The organism is Hymenobacter ruricola, assembly GCF_015694525.1.
Lineage (GTDB): Bacteria > Bacteroidota > Bacteroidia > Cytophagales > Hymenobacteraceae > Hymenobacter > Hymenobacter ruricola.
In genome coordinates, this window is sequence record NZ_JADQDM010000020.1 from 74,600 (window position 1) to 91,205 (window position 16,606).

Below are 16,606 nucleotides of genomic sequence, written 5' to 3' on the forward strand. Positions count from 1 at the left end.
CGCGCAGGTAGAAACGTTCTCATCCGCGCGGACTCGCAGAGTCCACGCTACCTGTTTACAAGCCCCGACTCCATGATGAGTCGGGGCTTTTTTATTGATTTCATCACATCTTAACGCTTTGCGCAGCGAGAGGACGGATTGCCACGCTCCACTTCGTTCCGCTCGCAATGACAGACGAGGCGCCCGGCCTTGGCGTAACTTTGCGTTTTTGCAGGGTTTTATGTGGGAGCAGCTCGCCGTCTTCATCATCCGGTTTCGCCTGTCGCTGATTGCGGTGCTGGCAGCCATCACCGTGTTCATGGCCTGGAAGGCCAAGGACGTGGAAATGACCTACGACTTTGCCCAAGTGGTGAGCGAGCAGGACCCGGACATGATTTACTTCAAGCAGTTCAAGCGGACGTTTGGGGAAGACGGCAACGTGCTGGTTATCGGGATGCAGGACAGCTCGGTATACAAGCTGGGCAACTTCAACGAGTTCCGCATCCTGACCGATACGCTGGCCAAAGTGCAGGGCGTGAACGGCGTGCTGAGCGTAAGCAAGTTGCTCAACATCAGCAAAGACACGGCTACGAATAGCTTCAAAGCCGCGCCCATCTTCAAAGCTCCGCCGCGCAGCCAGAAGGAACTCGACAGCCTGATGCGCGTCGTGAACAGCGTGGAGTTCTACAAGGGCCAGCTCATCAGCCCGAACACCGGGGCCACGCTGCTGGCTCTGACGATGGACCCGAAATACCTGAACTCCTCGAAGCGGCAGGCGGTGATGAACAACATTCTGGGCTTTGCGGCGCAGTTTGAGAAGAAAACGGGTATCAAGCTGCACTACGCCGGCCTGCCCTACGTGCGCTCCACGATGACGAGCAAAGTGGCCGGCGAGATGAAATTCTTCACCATTCTGGCCATGATTGTGACCGGGATTACGCTGCTGGTGTTTTTCCGGACGTGGTCGGCGGTGCTGTTTCCGCTCATTGTGGTGGGCGTCACCGTCGTTTGGTGCATTGGCTCCATTGTGCTGCTGGGCTTCAAAATCAACCTGCTCACCGGCCTGATTCCCAGCATTATCATTGTTATCGGCATCCCGAACTGCACCTACCTGCTCTCGCGCTACCACTACGACTACCGAAAATCGGGCAATCAGATGCTGGCCATGACGCGGGTAATCCGCAAAATCGGCCTCGTCACGCTGATGAACAACACGACCACCGCCGTGGGCTTCATCGTGTTTGCCTTCACCGACATTGCCATTCTCTACCAGTTCGGCCTGGTGGCCACCATCAACATCTTCGCGGCCTTCATTATCAGCTTCATTCTGATTCCGGCCGTGTTTACCTTCCTGCCGCCGCCCACGCCCAAGCAGTTGGAACATCTTGACGCTACGCCGCTCACCAAGCTGCTGGAGTTTTTCGACTACCTCGTGCTCGACCGCCGGCCTACCGTGTACATCGCGGCCCTAGTGCTGGTAGCCGGCGCCGCCATCGGCATTTCGCGCATCGAAGCCGTGTCGTACATGGTGGACGACTTGCCCAAGAAAAGCTCGGTGAACTCTGATTTGGCCTTTTTCGAAAACCACTTCAACGGCGTAATGCCGCTGGAATTCGAGGTGGATACCCATAAGAAAAAGGGCCTGCTGAAGCTCAAGAACCTGGAGAAAATCGACCAGTTCGAGAAGTACCTGCGGACGCAGCCGGAGCTGTCGCCGCCCGTGAGCCTGGTTACTTTTCTGAAAGCCAGCACGCAGGCTTTTTATACCGGCAACCCGTCGTTCTATCGCCTGCCCGATAATTCGGAGAAGAACTTCATCCTCAGCGCCCTGGCCAACTCCGGCAACTCCGCCGGCGGCGCGGGCATGAACAGCAAGCTGCTGCGCTCCTTCATGGACAGCACCGGCCAGAAGGCCCGTATTAGCCTGAAAATCGCCGATATCGGCTCCCAGAACCTGGACACGCTGATGAACACGAAAATCATCCCGGAGATGAATCGCATCTTCAAAGGGACGGGCATGGACATTCGCCCCACGGGCACGACCATCATCTTCACCAAGGGCAACGAGTACGTCATTCACACCCTGCGCGACAGCCTGTTCATGGCCTTCGGGCTGGTGGGCCTGGTGGTGCTTTTCCTGTTCCGCTCCTTCAAAACGGTGCTTTTCGCCCTTATCCCCAATGCCGTCACGCTTATCCTCACGGCCGGCATCATGGGCTATTTCAACATCGCGCTCAAGCCCAGCACAGCCTTGATTTTCGTGATTGCGCTGGGGATTGATGGAGATAACTCCATCCACTTGCTGGCCAAATTCCGACAGGAAATGGCCCTGAACGGCGGTCGGGTGCGCGAAGCCGTATCCGTGACGCTGAGCGAGGCGGGCACCAGCATGATATACACGAGCATTGTGTTGTTCGTGGGTTTCAGCATCTTCGCCTTCAGCGAATTTGGCGGTACCAAGGCGCTGGGAATGCTAATGTCGGCGTCGCTGTTGATAACCAACTTCTCCAACCTGATACTGCTGCCCTCGCTGCTCGTGACGTTTGAGCACGGCAAGGGCGACACGGACACCAATGCCCTCATTCGCCACTACGATGAGTCGTACCACGAGGAGGACGATGATGCCGACCTGAACCTGAAAGAAATGCACAAAGCCTCCGATTACGAAGGCGATTACTCGATTTGATAGAACGATGTAGAGACGCAATATTTTGCGTCTCGTCGTTGAACGACTCGCGTTGAACAACTCCATCAGAACAACCCAACAGAACGACCAAACCCGCGCAGACCAAACAACATCAGCAACGACGAGACGCAAAATGTTGCGTCTCTACATCGTGCAAACTGCTCTACATAAATGAAATACCCCGAATACAAGCAGCCGCTCAACTACGGCCAGCTCGGCGAGGACATCCTCGCCTGGTGGAAGGAGCACGGCATCTTTGAAAAGAGCGTGAGCAGCCGCGAAGGCCAACCCACGTTCGTGTTTTACGAAGGCCCCCCGTCGGCCAACGGCGCGCCCGGCATCCACCACGTGATGGCGCGCACGGTGAAGGATATTTTCGGCCGCTACCAGACGCTGTTGGGCAAGCAAGTGCCCCGCAAAGGCGGCTGGGACACCCACGGCCTGCCCATCGAGCTTCAGGTGGAGAAGGAACTGGGCATCACGAAGGAGGACATCGGCAAGAAAATCAGCGTGGAGGACTACAACCAGCGCTGCAAGGAAACCGTCATGCGCTTCAAGGCGCAGTGGGACGACCTGACCGAGAAAATGGGCTACTGGGTCGACCTCAACGACCCCTATGTGACCTTCGAGCCGGAATACATCGAAAGCTGCTGGGCGCTGCTCAAGAAGCTCTACGACAAAGGCTTGCTCTACAAGGGCTACACCATCCAGCCGTATTCGCCGGCCGCCGGCACCGGCCTTTCGTCGCACGAGCTGAACCAGCCCGGCACCTACAAGGACGTGAAGGACACGACCGTGGTGGCGCAGTTCAAGGTGAAGCGGGAGAAGAAATCAAGTTTCTTGTACGAACATGCCGCTAATTCTTCGCAAGCTCCTGATGCATTCATTCTTGCTTGGACTACAACGCCATGGACATTGCCTGCTAATACAGGATTAGCTGTCAATAGCAGCTTTGTCTATGAAGTTATCAGGACACTTAATCCCTACACTTTTGAGCCAATAACTGTAGTTGTTGCACAGGAATTAATGCGTCAAGTATTTGGCTGCGATGAATTCTATAATGAAAGAGAAAAGTACTCACCAGAGCTCTATTCTCTCCTAACACCTTGGCTTCTTAATGGCAATTCTGACGGGTTTGATATCCAAGGAAATGAGGCCCTGAAAAAGGAACTCGAAAGCAATTGGTTAAGAAAAGGCCGCATTCCACATGAGAGTGCTGGAACAGCAGATGGTAAGGATTTAGTAGGTATCAACTACGAGCGACTATTTGGCGTCAAAGAAAACTTTCCTCACTTCAAAGGTGAAGAACGAGCTTTCCGCGTTATACACGGTGATTTTGTGACGACTGCCGACGGCACAGGCATCGTGCACATCTCGCCCACGTTTGGCGCCGATGACTTCCGGGCCGCGCAGCTGGCCGACATCCCGGCGCTGATGGTGCCGGATGCCGAAGGTACGCTCGGCCCCATCGTGGACCGGACGGGCCGCTACGTGCCCCAAATGGGCGAGTTTGCGGGCCGCTGGGTGAAGAACTACGACGGCCACGACGAAACCGGCGCCGACTATAAAACGCTGGACGAGAGCATTGTTATCAAGATGAAGGGCGACGGCACGGCCTTCAAAGTGGAGAAGTACGAGCACACCTACCCGCACTGCTGGCGCACCGACAAGCCCGTGCTCTACTACCCGCTCGATTCCTGGTTCATTAAGACCACGGCGGTGAAAGACCGGCTCATCGAGCTCAACAAAACCATCAACTGGAAGCCCGAAAGCACCGGCACCGGCCGCTTCGGCAACTGGCTGGAGAACCTGGTAGACTGGAACTTAAGTCGCTCGCGTTACTGGGGCACGCCGCTGCCCATCTGGCGCAGCCAGGACCGGACGGAGGAAATCTGCATCGGCAGCATCGCCGAGCTGAAGGCGGAGATTGACAAGGCCGTGGCGGCTGAAATCATGACCCACAACCCCTACGCCAACGGCGAAAAAGTGGACCTGCACCGGCCGTATGTGGACGATATTTTCCTCGTCAGCCCCTCCGGCCAGCCCATGTACCGCGAGCCCGACCTCATCGACGTGTGGTTCGACAGCGGCGCCATGCCCTACGCGCAGTGGCATTATCCGATTGAAAACGAGAGCCAATTCCAGAAGAATTTCCCCGCCGATTTCATCGCCGAAGGCGTGGACCAAACGCGCGGCTGGTTCTTCACGCTGCACGCCCTGGCCGTGATGCTGGAAGACTCCGTGGCCTTCAAAAACGTGATTGCCAATGGCTTGGTGCTGGCCAAGGACGGCCAAAAGATGAGCAAGCGCCTCGGCAACGCCGTCGACCCGTTTGCCACCATCAAGCAGTTCGGCCCCGATGCCACCCGCTGGTACCTCATCGCCAACGCGCCACCGTGGGACAACCTCAAGTTCGACCCCGCCGGCGTGACCGAAGTGCAGCGCCGTTTCTTCGGCACGCTCTTCAATACGTATTCGTTCTATGCGCTTTACGCGAATTTGGACGAGTTTCAGACCAGCGAATTCGACCGCGTGCCGCACGCCGAATTGAGCGAGCTGGACCGCTGGGTGCTGAGCAAGCTGCAGTCGCTGATTGTGGAAGCGCGCGGGCACCTCGACAACTACGACCCCACGAAGGCCGCCCGCGCCATTCAGGATTTCGTGACCGACCAGCTCTCGAACTGGTACGTGCGCCTCTCGCGCCGCCGTTTCTGGAAAGGCGAACTTACTCAGGATAAGCGCGCTGCCTTCGAAACCTTGCAGGAATGCCTGGTGGTGGTGGCGCAGCTGATGTCGCCCATCGCGCCCTTCTTCGGCGAGTGGCTGTACCGAAACATGGTTTTCGGAGAGTTAGGAGTTAAGAGTGAAGAGTTAAGAGTTGAAGCAGGAGCATCAACCGAATCAACCCTTAACTCTCAACTCTTAACTCTTAACTCGCCCGAATCGGTGCACCTGACGCTGCTGGTGGAGGCCGACACGGCCCGCATCGACCCGAAGCTGGAGGAGCGCATGGAGCTGGCTCAGCGCATCAGCTCGCTGGCCCACTCGCTGCGCAAAAAGTCGGTGCTGAAGGTGCGTCAGCCCCTGCAGCGCATCCTGGTGCCGGTGCTGAACGAGACGACCAAGGAGCAAGTCGGCCTCGTGGAGGACTTGATTTGCGCCGAAATCAACGTGAAGCACATCGAATTCCTCGACGACGAGAGCGAAAGCGGCGTGCTGGTGAAGTCGGTGAAGCCCAATTTCAAGCGCCTCGGCCAGCAATACGGCCCGCGCCTGAAGGCCGTGGGCGCCCGCATTCAGGCCATGACAGCGGCCGAAATCTCGAAGCTGGAGAAGGAGGGAAGCCTCGCCGTGGAGGTCGATGGCCAGCCCATCACCCTGGCCCCCGACGATGTGGAAATCCGCACCGACGACCTGCCCGGCTGGCTTGTGGCCACCGACGGCCCCCTCACCGTGGCCCTCGACGTGACCCTAACTGATGAGTTGCGCCAGGAAGGCCTCGCCCGCGAGCTGGTGAACCGCCTCCAGAACCTGCGCAAAGACTCGGGCCTGGAAGTGCAGGACAAAATCCGCGTCACTTTGGCCGACCAGCAGCCCGAGCTCACGGCCGCCGTGGCCGCGTTCGGCGACTACATCCGCACCGAAACGCAGGCCCTCGCCCTCACCTTCGCGGCCGATGTGAACGGCGGCTCGGTGCTCGAATTTGATGACTACTCCGTGCCGGTTCGGTTGGAGGTCGCAACTGCCTGATGCTGAACGACTCGCCGGGAGGTGAAATCCCCGGCGAGTCCTCGGCCGCACAAACAGTCAATAAGCTCGTCTTTGGCCGCACAAAACCTCAGACAATCAGTTGAAAAAGGTACAAAAGGACGGTAATAAAACAGGCCGTCGCTCCCGCCACTTTTGGCCCCGTCTGAATGCATCCAACGCTCACCACTCGCCAGCAAAACGCGGCTAAATTTTTCCTGCTGGCGCTGTTCGTCATTGCCCTCGACCAGCTCTCGAAGTGGGCCGTGCACACCTACATGCAGCCCGGCATGGCGGGCGAAATCCCCCTAATCGGCCACTGGGCCAAGCTACACTACACGCTGAACCCAGGCATGGCCTTCGGCGCCGAGCTGCCCGCGCCGTATGGCAAGCTGGTGCTCAGTGGGTTCCGCCTGCTGGCCGTGTTTGGCCTGAGCTACTACATTATCCGCCTTTGCAAGCAGCGCGCCGCCGCCGGCTACATCGCCTGCATGGCTCTCATCCTCGGCGGGGCCGTGGGCAACCTGATTGACTCGGTTTTCTACGGCATAATCTACGACAACGCGCCGTTTGGCTCGCCCACGCGCTGGTTCTACGGCCAGGTCATCGACATGCTCTACGTCGACATTTACGAGGGCTTCCTGCCCCAAAACTGGCCGCTGATAGGAGGGAAGTACGTCTCGCTCTGGCCCATCTTCAATATCGCCGATTCCTCCATTTTCATCGGTGTAGCGTTGATTCTGCTCAATCAGAGCCGTTTTTTCAAGCAGGAAGAGTCGGTGGCTGTAACTGAGAAACACAGCGAGCCGCTGGTAGCTCCTGACTCGGAGAACCTGGGGTAGCGAACTGTAGCGTGGACTCTGCGAGTCCGCGCCCGCACGAACGACATATCGCCCAACGATGCGCGGACTCGCAGAGTCCACGCTACAACTTCCGGCATACCGTTCTTTGTCCTTTCGTTCTGCTCAAGGACAACCTCCCTACAATGCACCCAACGCTCACCACCCGCCAGCATTCCGCGGCTAAATTCTTCCTGCTGGCGCTGTTCGTCATCGCCATCGACCAGCTCTCGAAGTATTTGGTGCACAACTACATGCAGCTTGGTTCGGCCGGCGAAATCCCGATTTTCGGCCAGTGGGCCAAGCTCACCTACACGCTGAATCCCGGCATGGCCTTCGGGGCTGAGCTGCCCGCGCCCTACGGCAAGCTGGTGCTCACCGGTTTCCGCATGCTGGCCGTGGGTGGGCTGATTTACTATATTATTCGCCTCTGCCGTCAGCGCGTGGCGGCCGGCTATATCGCCTGCATGGCACTCATCCTCGGCGGCGCGGTCGGCAACCTGATTGACTCGATTTTCTACGGAATACTCTACAATAACGCCCCGGTAGGCTCACCCACGCGCTGGTTCTACGGCCAAGTCATCGACATGATTTTCGTGCCGCTGTACGTGGGTTATTTCCCCAAATCCTGGCCCCTCATCGGCGGCTCGTACAGCAACGGCTTTCCCATCTTCAACATCGCCGATTCGTCCATCTTCATCGGCGTCGCCCTAATTCTGCTCAACCAGAGCCGCTTTTTCAACGAATCGCAGCCTGTTCCGGCTGAAACCAGCGAAGCTGCGCCCCTAGCGTCGCATCAGTAGCTTAAGTTTCGAAGTCTTTTTTCACGCCATTTTCTCTTTCGATTCTCATGGTAATCAAGCAAAAAATGATTTTCCGGGCCGATTTGCAGGCTAATCCGGACAAGCTGTACCTGTTTGGCGACAATGAAGAACGACGTGGCAAAGGTGGGCAGGCCATCCAAATGCGCGATGAACCGAATGCAGTAGGAGTGAGGACTAAGCGCCGGCCGCGCTTGAACGAGGGCGACTTTTGGACCGATGAAACATACGCTGCCAACTGCCGCATGATTGAAGAAGACCTTGCTCCCGTTAAGCAGCATTTGGCCAAGGGCGGCACGGTCGTAATTCCAGAAGACGGCCTTGGTACTGGTTTAGCGCAACTGGCTGAACGTGCCCCGCAAACCTTAGCTTTCCTGCAAGCAGTGCTTGATAGCTTGAAATAAGCGCGTCCTTAGTCGCCCCAGACGCGGAGAAGCTGGCGTAGTAGGGGAGGGGCCGCGCCGTTGAACGGTAATCGTAGAACGTCAATCGAGGAAACGTTTAATTTAATCGGTTTCTTGACAACACTCTACGAGCAACGGCAATGTTTTCGGGCTCAAACGAATTATTGACTACAAGCTTTAATGCTTCGCTGAAACTGCCTAAAAACTGTGGATTGGCATTGGAGGTGCGCAATCGGTATAGAAAGCTAAATGGAAATTCACCAAGCTCCAGCATCCGGTATTCTGTATTGGGTATCAAGATGGGCTGACCATAATTTCTGACTTGGATAAATGAGTCGTTGTAAGCGACATGTCTGATACGAATAGAAACAGTGACAGTAAAAAGCAATAGTATCGTGAAAAGGCTCAACGCCAATACGCCATGTAGTTCCAGCAACCAGTGTTGAGATAATATTACCCAGACATAGCATGTTAAGCCAGCAACACCTACGAGTGGGATGATGAGCTTATAGAGCAAGGTCAAGCGGCTTGAAAGTCTAGTAAATGGCATGATGAACTACTGAAAAGCCCCGTTTTCGAATGCTGTAGGAGCAGAACGTAAACATACTGCTTTTCTAAAATGGGTCTGAGAAGTGCCTTCTGTAGAGATGCTTCTATTGCGCTCAGCATGACGTTCCTGCGTACTTGACGTTCTTGCGTACCGAAACCACCCCAAAACTGCCACCCACAATTCCCTCCGTGCCCAACCCGCTGCTCACCGTTTCCAACCTCACCATTGACTTCTCCAGCCACCGCGGCGACGTGCGGGCCGTGGACAACGTGTCGTTTGAGCTGCACCGGGGCGAAACGCTGGCCATTGTGGGCGAATCTGGCTCGGGCAAATCCGTGACGTCGCTGGCGCTGCTGGGGCTGATTCCGATGCCGCCCGGCCGCATTGCCAGCGGCCAGGCCATTTTTCAGTCCGAAAAACTTGGCCAGACCGACCTGCTGAAACTCTCCGAAACTGACCTGCGCCAAGTGCGCGGCAACGACATCGGCATGATTTTCCAGGAGCCGATGACCTCGCTGAACCCCGTGTACACCTGCGGCAGCCAGGTGGTGGAAGCCCTGCGCCTCCACACCGACCTCACCGAAGCCGCCGCCAAGGCCCGCACCATCGAGCTATTCACCGAGGCGCAGTTGCCGCGCCCCGAAGCCATTTTCGGTAGCTACCCGCACGAAATCTCGGGCGGCCAGAAGCAGCGCGTTATGATTGCCATGGCCATGGCCTGCCGCCCGGTCCTGCTCATCGCCGACGAGCCCACCACGGCCCTCGACGTGACGGTGCAGGCCCGCATGCTGCGCCTCATCGACGACCTGCGCCGCCAGCACAACACGGCCGTCCTCTTCATCACCCACGACCTCGGCGTGGTGGCCGAAATCGCCGACCGCATTCTGGTGATGTACCGGGGCAAGGTCGTGGAACAGGGGAGGGTGCTGGATATTTTTTCAAATCCGCAACATCCGTACACAAAAGGGCTGTTGGCGTGCCGTCCGCGCCTCTCGGTGGGCAAAAAACGCCTCCCCGTGGTGGCCGATTTCATGCGGGAAGACGCCAGCGGGCAGCTTTTGGCCCAGCCCGCGCCCATGTTTCCGCTGCCAGATGAGGCACTTGCGGAATCTTCGCCCGAAGTAGAGGCCCAGCAGTTACACGATAAAATCGAAACCGCCAAAACGTTCCCCGTGGAACATGGTATTTTGGGGGATGTTCCACGGGTGGAGTCCGGTTCCGCGCAGGCGTCAACCTCACCCCCTGACCCCCTCTCCAAAAAAGAGGGGGCACCGGTTATGCGCGATGAAGCAGCCGTTTCAGAAGAAGCTTCGGCCGCTGCTGATTCTTCAGTTTCTTCCTCTGCCCCGTCTTCGCCCCAAAATTCGGATTCGTCTGTCTCCCCCCTCTTTTTTGGAGAGGGGGGCCGGGGGGGTGAGGTTGACGCCGCGCCGCTTCTCCAGGTTCAAAACCTCCAGGTCTACTTCCCGCTCCGCAAGGGCTTCTTCCGCCGCGCCACCGATTACGTGCGGGCCGTGGACGATGTCAGCTTCACGCTCTACCCCGGCGAAACCATCGGCCTCGTGGGCGAGTCGGGCTGCGGCAAGACCACGCTGGGCCGGGCCCTGCTCCGCCTCACGGAACCAACGGCGGGCAGCATCCTGTTTGAAGGAACCGATTTGGCAAAGCTGTCGAGCGGGGACTTGCGCCGCCGTCGGCGCGATTTGCAGCTGGTGTTTCAGGACCCCTACGCTGCCCTCAACCCGATGCTGACCGTGGGCGAGGCCATCTGGGAACCGATGCGCGTGCACAACGTGGGCGGCACCCGCCAGCAGCAAAAGGCGAAAGTGCTGGAGCTGCTGCGCACCGTGGGGCTGCGCGACGAGCATTTCCAGCGCTACCCGCACGAGTTCAGCGGCGGACAGCGGCAGCGCATCTGCATTGCCCGGGCGCTGGCCTTGCAGCCCAAATTGATTGTCTGCGACGAGTCGGTTTCGGCCCTCGACGTCTCGGTGCAGGCGCAGGTCCTCAACCTGCTCAACGACCTCAAACGCGAGTTCGGTATCACCTATCTGTTCATCACGCACGACCTGTCCGTGGCCCGGTTTATGAGCGACCGGCTGCTGGTCATGCACCAGGGCCGCATCGTGGAAAGCGGCCCGGCGGCGGCCATCTACGCCGCTCCCCAACACGAATACACCCAAGGCCTGCTGGCTGCCATCCCGAAGGACAGCCTGGCCGACATCGAAGCCGCCGTAGCAAGTAGGACGTAATTCCGCGCCGTACCTCCTGTAGCGCGGACTTTGTAGTCCGCGTCCCCAGCGGATACCCGAACGACTGCCAAGCTGCGCGGGGACGCGGACTACAAAGTCCGCGCTACATCCCGGCCAGCCCTCCTACCTTGCGCTACCAGACGCTACTCAAACAGCGCTGACGAAGCTCCAGATTCTGGCGGCTACTGCGTCAATCCCAACCCCGCGCGGACTCGCAGAGCCCGCACTATAACCTCCCGGCCCGGCCCGCGTTTCATAAAGCGGCGCGGCCCAGCCAGCCAATCCATTTCCGCTCTCGCCGCCTGCGACCAATCAACTTTTCGGCGGCCACTTTTACCCCAAATGAATACCCCCGAAAACTCCCGGGCTCCCCGCGCCAAGCGCGAAAAGCCCGAACCCGCGGCCATCACCCAGGACCAAGTCCTGCGCGTCTTCGCCGACAACCCCACAAAGGTGATGGCCTACCGCCAGCTCTCGCGCCGCCTCGGCGTCACCACCAAGGGCCAGCGCGAAGAGATATTTGCCCACATCAAGGTGCTGCGCAAAAACGGCCTCATTACGCTGCTCCAAAACGACGAATACCGCCTCGCCGATACCGACGCCGTGGCGGCGGCTTTGATGCCGTCCAGCGCCAAAAAAGGCGGTAAGAAAGGCGAGTCGGCCGTGGCCCCGCCGCGCAACTTGTCGGTGCAGGCCCAGTTCGGCCAGGACCCCATTGTGCACCGCCGCCGCTCGGCCGGCTTCGACTACGTGGACGGCGACGACCGCCCCGACCGGGCCCCCTCGAACACCATCATCGGCACTGTCGATTTGGCCACGCCCAGCTTCGCCTTCGTGGTGCCGGAGGGTACCGACAACGGCGACGACATCCGGGTCTTCACCGACCAACTCAAGTTTGCGCTGCAGGGCGACGTGGTGCGGGTGCGCTTGCGTAACGGCTCGCGCGACGGCCGGCCGATGGGCGACGTGGTAGAAGTCCTCAAGCGGGTGCGTCCCGAAATCGTGGGGCAGCTCCAGGTGCAGGGCACGCTCGGCTTCGTGAAGGCCGACAACCGCAAGGTGTATTTCGACGTGTTCGTGCCGCCGCATTTGCTGCACGATGCCCGCACCGGCGACAAGGTGCTGGTCCGCATCAACGAGTTCCCGACCGACAACCACCGGCAGCCGGTGGGCGAGGTGGTGCGCAACTTCGGGCAGGCCGGCGGCAACGAAGCCGAAATAAACGCCATCATGGCCGAGTTCGGTTTGCCCTTCGAATTCCCCTCCGAAGTGGAGGAAGAATCGGAAGGCATCAGCGAGGTGATTGAGCAGGACGAAATAGCCCGCCGCCGCGACTTCCGCAACATCGCCACCTTCACCATCGACCCCGCCGACGCCAAGGATTTTGACGATGCCCTCAGCATCCGGCAGCTCGAAAACGGGCACTGGGAAGTAGGCGTCCACATCGCCGATGTGACCCACTACGTTCGCCCCGGCACCGAGCTGGAGCGCGAGGGCAAGCACCGCGCCACCTCGGTTTACCTCGTCGACCGCGTGATTCCGATGCTGCCCGAGCGCCTCTCCAACGGCCTCTGCTCCCTGCGGCCCAACGAGGACAAGCTGACTTTCTCGGCCGTGTTCGAGCTCGATGAAAACGGCAAGCTCTACGAGTCGTGGTTTGGCAAAACCATCATTCACTCCGACCGCCGCTTCAGCTACGAGGAGGCGCAGGAGCGCATCGAAAGCAAGGAGGGCGACTACGCCGTGGAGATAAATGTGCTCAACGACATGGCGCATAAAATCTGCGCCCAGCGTTTCAAGCAGGGTGCCATCACCTTCGAAACCCAGGAGGTGAAGTTCCGCTTGGACGAAAATGGCAAGCCGCTCGGCGTGTATGTGAAGGAGCGCAAGGACGCGCACAAGATGATTGAGGAGTTCATGCTGCTGGCCAACCGCAAGGTGGCCGAGTTCGTGTTCAACCTTAAAAAGACCAAGCCGCGCTTCACCATGGTGTACCGCGTGCACGAAGCCCCCGAGCCCGAGCGCCTGCAAACCTTCGCCCTCTTCGCCCAGAAATTCGGCTACAAGCTGAAGCTCGACAACCCGAAAAAAATCAGCACCGAGCTCAACAACCTCAGTTCCGAGGTGGTGGGCAAGCCCGAGCAAAACGTGCTGCAAGGGCTGGCCATCCGGACCATGGCCAAGGCCATCTACACCACCGAGCCGCTCGGCCACTTCGGCCTGGCCTTCGACCACTACTCACACTTCACCTCGCCCATCCGCCGCTACCCCGACATGATGGCCCACCGCCTGCTCGAGCACTACCTCGAAGGCGGCAAGAACGTGCCGGCCGAGCCCGTGGAAGAAGAGTGCAAGCACTCCTCGGCCCGCGAAAAACTCGCCGCCAACGCCGAGCGCGCCAGCATCAAATTCAAGCAGGTCGAGTTCATGGTCGATGAAATCGGCAACACGTTCAAAGGCGTGGTGTCGGGTCTCACGGAGCGCGGCATGTACATCGAAATCGAGGAGAACAAGTGCGAAGGCATGGTGCGCCTCTCCGATATTCCCGGCGATGAATTCGAACTCGACAAGGACAACTACCGCATCGTAGGCCGCCGCACAAAGCGCATCATCCAGTTCGGCGACGTGATGGAAGTAGTGGTAAAATCCGCCAACCTGCTCGACCGCACCATCGACTTCGAGCTGGTCGATGACCGTCCCGACTACGTGAAAAAGCGCGAAGCCGAGGAGCGCCGCACCCGTGGCGGCGGAGCCCCCCGCGGCTACCGCGACTACGACAAGGGCGGCAAAGGTGGCGGCATGGCGAAGGGTGCCCACAAGGGCAACAAGCGCCGGTAGCCATCGCCTGTCATTGCGAGTGGAGCGCAGCGCAACGCGGCAATCCGTCCTCCCAATGCGACCAACCTTGAAAAGTGACAAAGCCCCGGCTCTACCCAGAGTTGGGGCTTTTTAGTCATACGTTTGCTGGCACCTTATTCCTCTTTCAGTTATGCCGTCCCGAGAAGAAAAACAACGCCGCAAGGCTATCCAAAGTGAGCTGCGACAGAAAGCCGACGCTGAGAAACTCGCGGCGCTACCAATGCCAAAAGAGAAGCTTCAGGCCTTTTTCGATTACCTCGACCAGCAACTAGAGGAGCACGGCTGCGACGATACATTGCGCTTCACCCAAGAATTCGCCGCCAGCCACAACCTCCCGTTTGAACCCATAAAGCAATGGCTTGGCGACTTTGGCGGCTACTGTGACTGCGAAGCTTTGGCGAACGTGGAGGAGAAGTACGAGGGCTTGTTGCGATAACCTAGGCTCGTCTGGTTGGGTTGTCGCAGTTCAAGGCTGCTCGCTTTGAGAGGAAGGATTGCCGCGTTCCGCTACGCTTCACTCGCAATGACAGATGCCCCCGTTCTTTGCACCACCTATGACCCCAGCCGACTTCCCCGCTAACATCACCGCCGCCCTGGCGCAGCTCAGCTACGGCGAGCAGCCCGACACACTCTACGCCCCCATTCGCTACATCATGGGGCTTGGCGGCAAGCGCATCCGGCCGCTGCTCACGCTGCTCGGCGCCCACCTCTTCACCGACGACCTCAGCGGCATCCTCAAGCCCGCCCTGGCCACCGAAGTATTCCACAACTTCACCCTCCTCCACGACGACCTGATGGACCAGGCGCCCCTGCGCCGCGGCCAGGCCACTGTGCACGAAAAGTGGAACCCCAACGTCGCCATCCTCTCCGGCGACGTGATGCTGGTGCGGGCCTACGAGCTGTTCCTGGACGTGCCCCCCGCGCTGCTCCCGCGCATCCTCGCCCGCTTCAGCCAGACGGCTGCCGAGGTCTGCGAGGGCCAGCAGTGGGACATGAATTTCGAAACCGAATCCCAGGTCAGCATTGCCCAATACCTGGACATGATTCGCCTGAAAACGGCCGTCCTCCTCGGCTTCTGCCTGGAGTTGGGCGCCCGCCTAGCTGGCGCTTCGGAAGACGATGCCGAGCACCTGCGCCAGTTTGGCACCGACATTGGCCTAGCCTTCCAGCTGCGCGACGACCTGCTTGACGTATATGGCGACGCCGCTACCTTCGGCAAGCGCGTGGGTGGCGACATCATCTCCGACAAGAAGACTTTCCTGCTGCTCTCCGCCCAGACCCAGGCCAGCCCCGCCCAGCAAGCCATCCTAGCCCTGCACATTGGCCAGCCCGTGGTCGATGCCGAGGCCAAAGTGGCCGCCGTGCGCGCCATCTACGACGAGCTCGAAATTCGCTCCCAGACGGAAGCTCTCATCAACTCCTACTTCCAGGATGCGCTGCAGCACTTGGAGCGCGTAGCGGCGCTAAATGAGCGCAAGCAGCCCCTGCATCAGCTTGCGCTCCAACTCATGGACCGCGAAAACTAATTGCCCGTGTTCAATCCCATCCTTATACTCGTCGGCCTCACGGTCCTCGTTTCCGCCTACGCTTGGTCCAATCACGAGCTCATGGAGTCGTGGATACTGCGGCCCTACCGCATAGCCCGCGACCACAGCCAGTGGTACCGCTTCCTCACCTCCGGCTTCCTGCACGCCGATTGGGGCCACCTCTTCTTCAACATGATTGCCTTTTATTCCTTCGGAGGCCTCGTGCTGTCGGTGCTGGCCAATGGCACCGGCGCGCCCGGCCTCGACGGTTTCGGCGGCATTGGTGGCATCTGGCGCTTTCTGCTGCTATACCTGGGCGGCATCATTGTCTCGGACATTCCCACCTATTTCCGCCACCGCGACGACCGCAGCTATGGCAGCCTGGGTGCTTCGGGCGGCGTGGCCTCCGTGCTCTTTGCCGGAGTAGTCTTCGCGCCGCTCAACAAAATCTACCTGATGTTTTTGCCTCCCCAGCTGGGCATTCCTGGGTTCATCTTTGGTTTCCTGTATCTGGCTTATTCCTACTACCAAGGCCGCCGGCAAGGCGACAACATCAACCACGACGCTCATTTCTACGGCGCGCTCTACGGCGTAGTCCTCACGCTCATATTCATGCCCCAGGCAGGTATCGAATTTGCACGGCAAATAAGCACATTCTTGAAGACAATTATTTGACAATCAACAATATATAATCGTTATAAGTACTTCTTTTAATCTATTTGGGAAGCCTTGCGTAAGCGGAAGCAAATCCATCTTTCACTTTCCTTCCTTTCTCATGAATACCCTTCGTCACTTCGTTTCTCGTTTGCCCATTACAGCTCTACTGCTTCCTCTGATGATGCTGGCCTCGTCGTGCCGCCGCTTCAACGCGGACGGTAGTCTTGCTCCTTGGGGCGTTTTGTTGGCCATTCTTGACATTTGGGCCTTGGTCAATATTTTCGGC

At 58.7% G+C, this 16,606-nt stretch carries 11 protein-coding genes; 10 read left to right on the top strand and 1 reads right to left on the bottom strand.

What is annotated here, in order from left to right; translation table 11 throughout:
• Positions 1-220 precede the first annotated feature (220 nt).
• The 5 genes from I2H31_RS22720 (at position 221) to I2H31_RS22740 (ending at position 8,476) form a co-directional block, all read left to right on the top strand.
• On the top strand, positions 221-2,665 hold the full coding sequence (locus I2H31_RS22720) for an efflux RND transporter permease subunit (RefSeq protein WP_196295350.1): 2,445 nt from the start codon (positions 221-223) through the stop codon (positions 2,663-2,665).
• 171 nt (positions 2,666-2,836) lie between these two features.
• Positions 2,837-6,415: an isoleucine--tRNA ligase gene (locus I2H31_RS22725; RefSeq protein ID WP_196295351.1), complete on the top strand. Its 3,579-nt coding sequence runs from the start codon at positions 2,837-2,839 to the stop codon at positions 6,413-6,415.
• Positions 6,416-6,582: 167 nt separating this feature from the next.
• Positions 6,583-7,254 (top strand): lipoprotein signal peptidase, encoded by a 672-nt coding sequence (locus I2H31_RS22730; RefSeq protein ID WP_196295352.1) that lies wholly within the window; start codon positions 6,583-6,585, stop codon positions 7,252-7,254.
• 143 nt (positions 7,255-7,397) lie between these two features.
• Positions 7,398-8,054: a lipoprotein signal peptidase gene (locus I2H31_RS22735; RefSeq protein ID WP_196295353.1), complete on the top strand. Its 657-nt coding sequence runs from the start codon at positions 7,398-7,400 to the stop codon at positions 8,052-8,054.
• Between the two features lie 47 nt (positions 8,055-8,101).
• Positions 8,102-8,476, top strand: coding sequence for a DUF7831 domain-containing protein (locus tag I2H31_RS22740; protein ID WP_196295354.1), 375 nt, complete (start codon positions 8,102-8,104; stop codon positions 8,474-8,476).
• 97 nt (positions 8,477-8,573) lie between these two features.
• Here the strand turns inward: I2H31_RS22740 and I2H31_RS22745 are convergent, their stop codons facing one another.
• Complete coding sequence (locus I2H31_RS22745) at positions 8,574-9,026, bottom strand: hypothetical protein (RefSeq protein ID WP_196295355.1); 453 nt, start codon at positions 9,024-9,026, stop codon at positions 8,574-8,576.
• A 188-nt stretch (positions 9,027-9,214) separates the two neighbouring features.
• On the opposite strand from I2H31_RS22745, the gene I2H31_RS22750 reads away from it, so the two are divergent.
• The 5 genes from I2H31_RS22750 to I2H31_RS22770 all read left to right on the top strand — a co-directional run bounded on the left by I2H31_RS22750 (position 9,215) and on the right by I2H31_RS22770 (position 16,338).
• Positions 9,215-11,278 carry an ABC transporter ATP-binding protein gene (locus tag I2H31_RS22750; RefSeq protein WP_196295356.1) on the top strand — a complete coding sequence of 688 codons (2,064 nt, stop codon included), beginning with the start codon at positions 9,215-9,217 and terminating at the stop codon, positions 11,276-11,278.
• 342 nt (positions 11,279-11,620) lie between these two features.
• On the top strand, positions 11,621-14,116 hold the full coding sequence (gene rnr, locus I2H31_RS22755; protein ID WP_230688000.1) for a ribonuclease R: 2,496 nt from the start codon (positions 11,621-11,623) through the stop codon (positions 14,114-14,116).
• 151 nt (positions 14,117-14,267) lie between these two features.
• Positions 14,268-14,573 (top strand): DUF2695 domain-containing protein, encoded by a 306-nt coding sequence (locus I2H31_RS22760; RefSeq protein ID WP_230688001.1) that lies wholly within the window; start codon positions 14,268-14,270, stop codon positions 14,571-14,573.
• A 118-nt stretch (positions 14,574-14,691) separates the two neighbouring features.
• A complete protein-coding gene (locus I2H31_RS22765) occupies positions 14,692-15,663 on the top strand; it encodes a polyprenyl synthetase family protein (protein ID WP_196295357.1) in 972 nt (323 codons plus the stop codon).
• Between the two features lie 6 nt (positions 15,664-15,669).
• Positions 15,670-16,338 (top strand): rhomboid family intramembrane serine protease, encoded by a 669-nt coding sequence (locus I2H31_RS22770; protein WP_317192263.1) that lies wholly within the window; start codon positions 15,670-15,672, stop codon positions 16,336-16,338.
• Positions 16,339-16,606: the final 268 nt, after the last annotated feature.

What these genes read in the sequence shown, in the direction of transcription:
- rnr (WP_230688000.1), top strand. Translation starts at nt 11,621, where the DNA reads ATGAATACCCCCGAAAACTCCCGGGCTCCCCGCGCCAAGCGCGAAAAG.
- I2H31_RS22740 (WP_196295354.1), top strand. Translation starts at nt 8,102, where the DNA reads ATGGTAATCAAGCAAAAAATGATTTTCCGGGCCGATTTGCAGGCTAAT.
- I2H31_RS22760 (WP_230688001.1), top strand. Translation starts at nt 14,268, where the DNA reads ATGCCGTCCCGAGAAGAAAAACAACGCCGCAAGGCTATCCAAAGTGAG.
- I2H31_RS22730 (WP_196295352.1), top strand. Translation starts at nt 6,583, where the DNA reads ATGCATCCAACGCTCACCACTCGCCAGCAAAACGCGGCTAAATTTTTC.
- I2H31_RS22765 (WP_196295357.1), top strand. Translation starts at nt 14,692, where the DNA reads ATGACCCCAGCCGACTTCCCCGCTAACATCACCGCCGCCCTGGCGCAG.
- I2H31_RS22735 (WP_196295353.1), top strand. Translation starts at nt 7,398, where the DNA reads ATGCACCCAACGCTCACCACCCGCCAGCATTCCGCGGCTAAATTCTTC.
- I2H31_RS22725 (WP_196295351.1), top strand. Translation starts at nt 2,837, where the DNA reads ATGAAATACCCCGAATACAAGCAGCCGCTCAACTACGGCCAGCTCGGC.
- I2H31_RS22720 (WP_196295350.1), top strand. Translation starts at nt 221, where the DNA reads ATGTGGGAGCAGCTCGCCGTCTTCATCATCCGGTTTCGCCTGTCGCTG.
- I2H31_RS22745 (WP_196295355.1), bottom strand. Translation starts at nt 9,026, where the DNA reads ATGCCATTTACTAGACTTTCAAGCCGCTTGACCTTGCTCTATAAGCTC.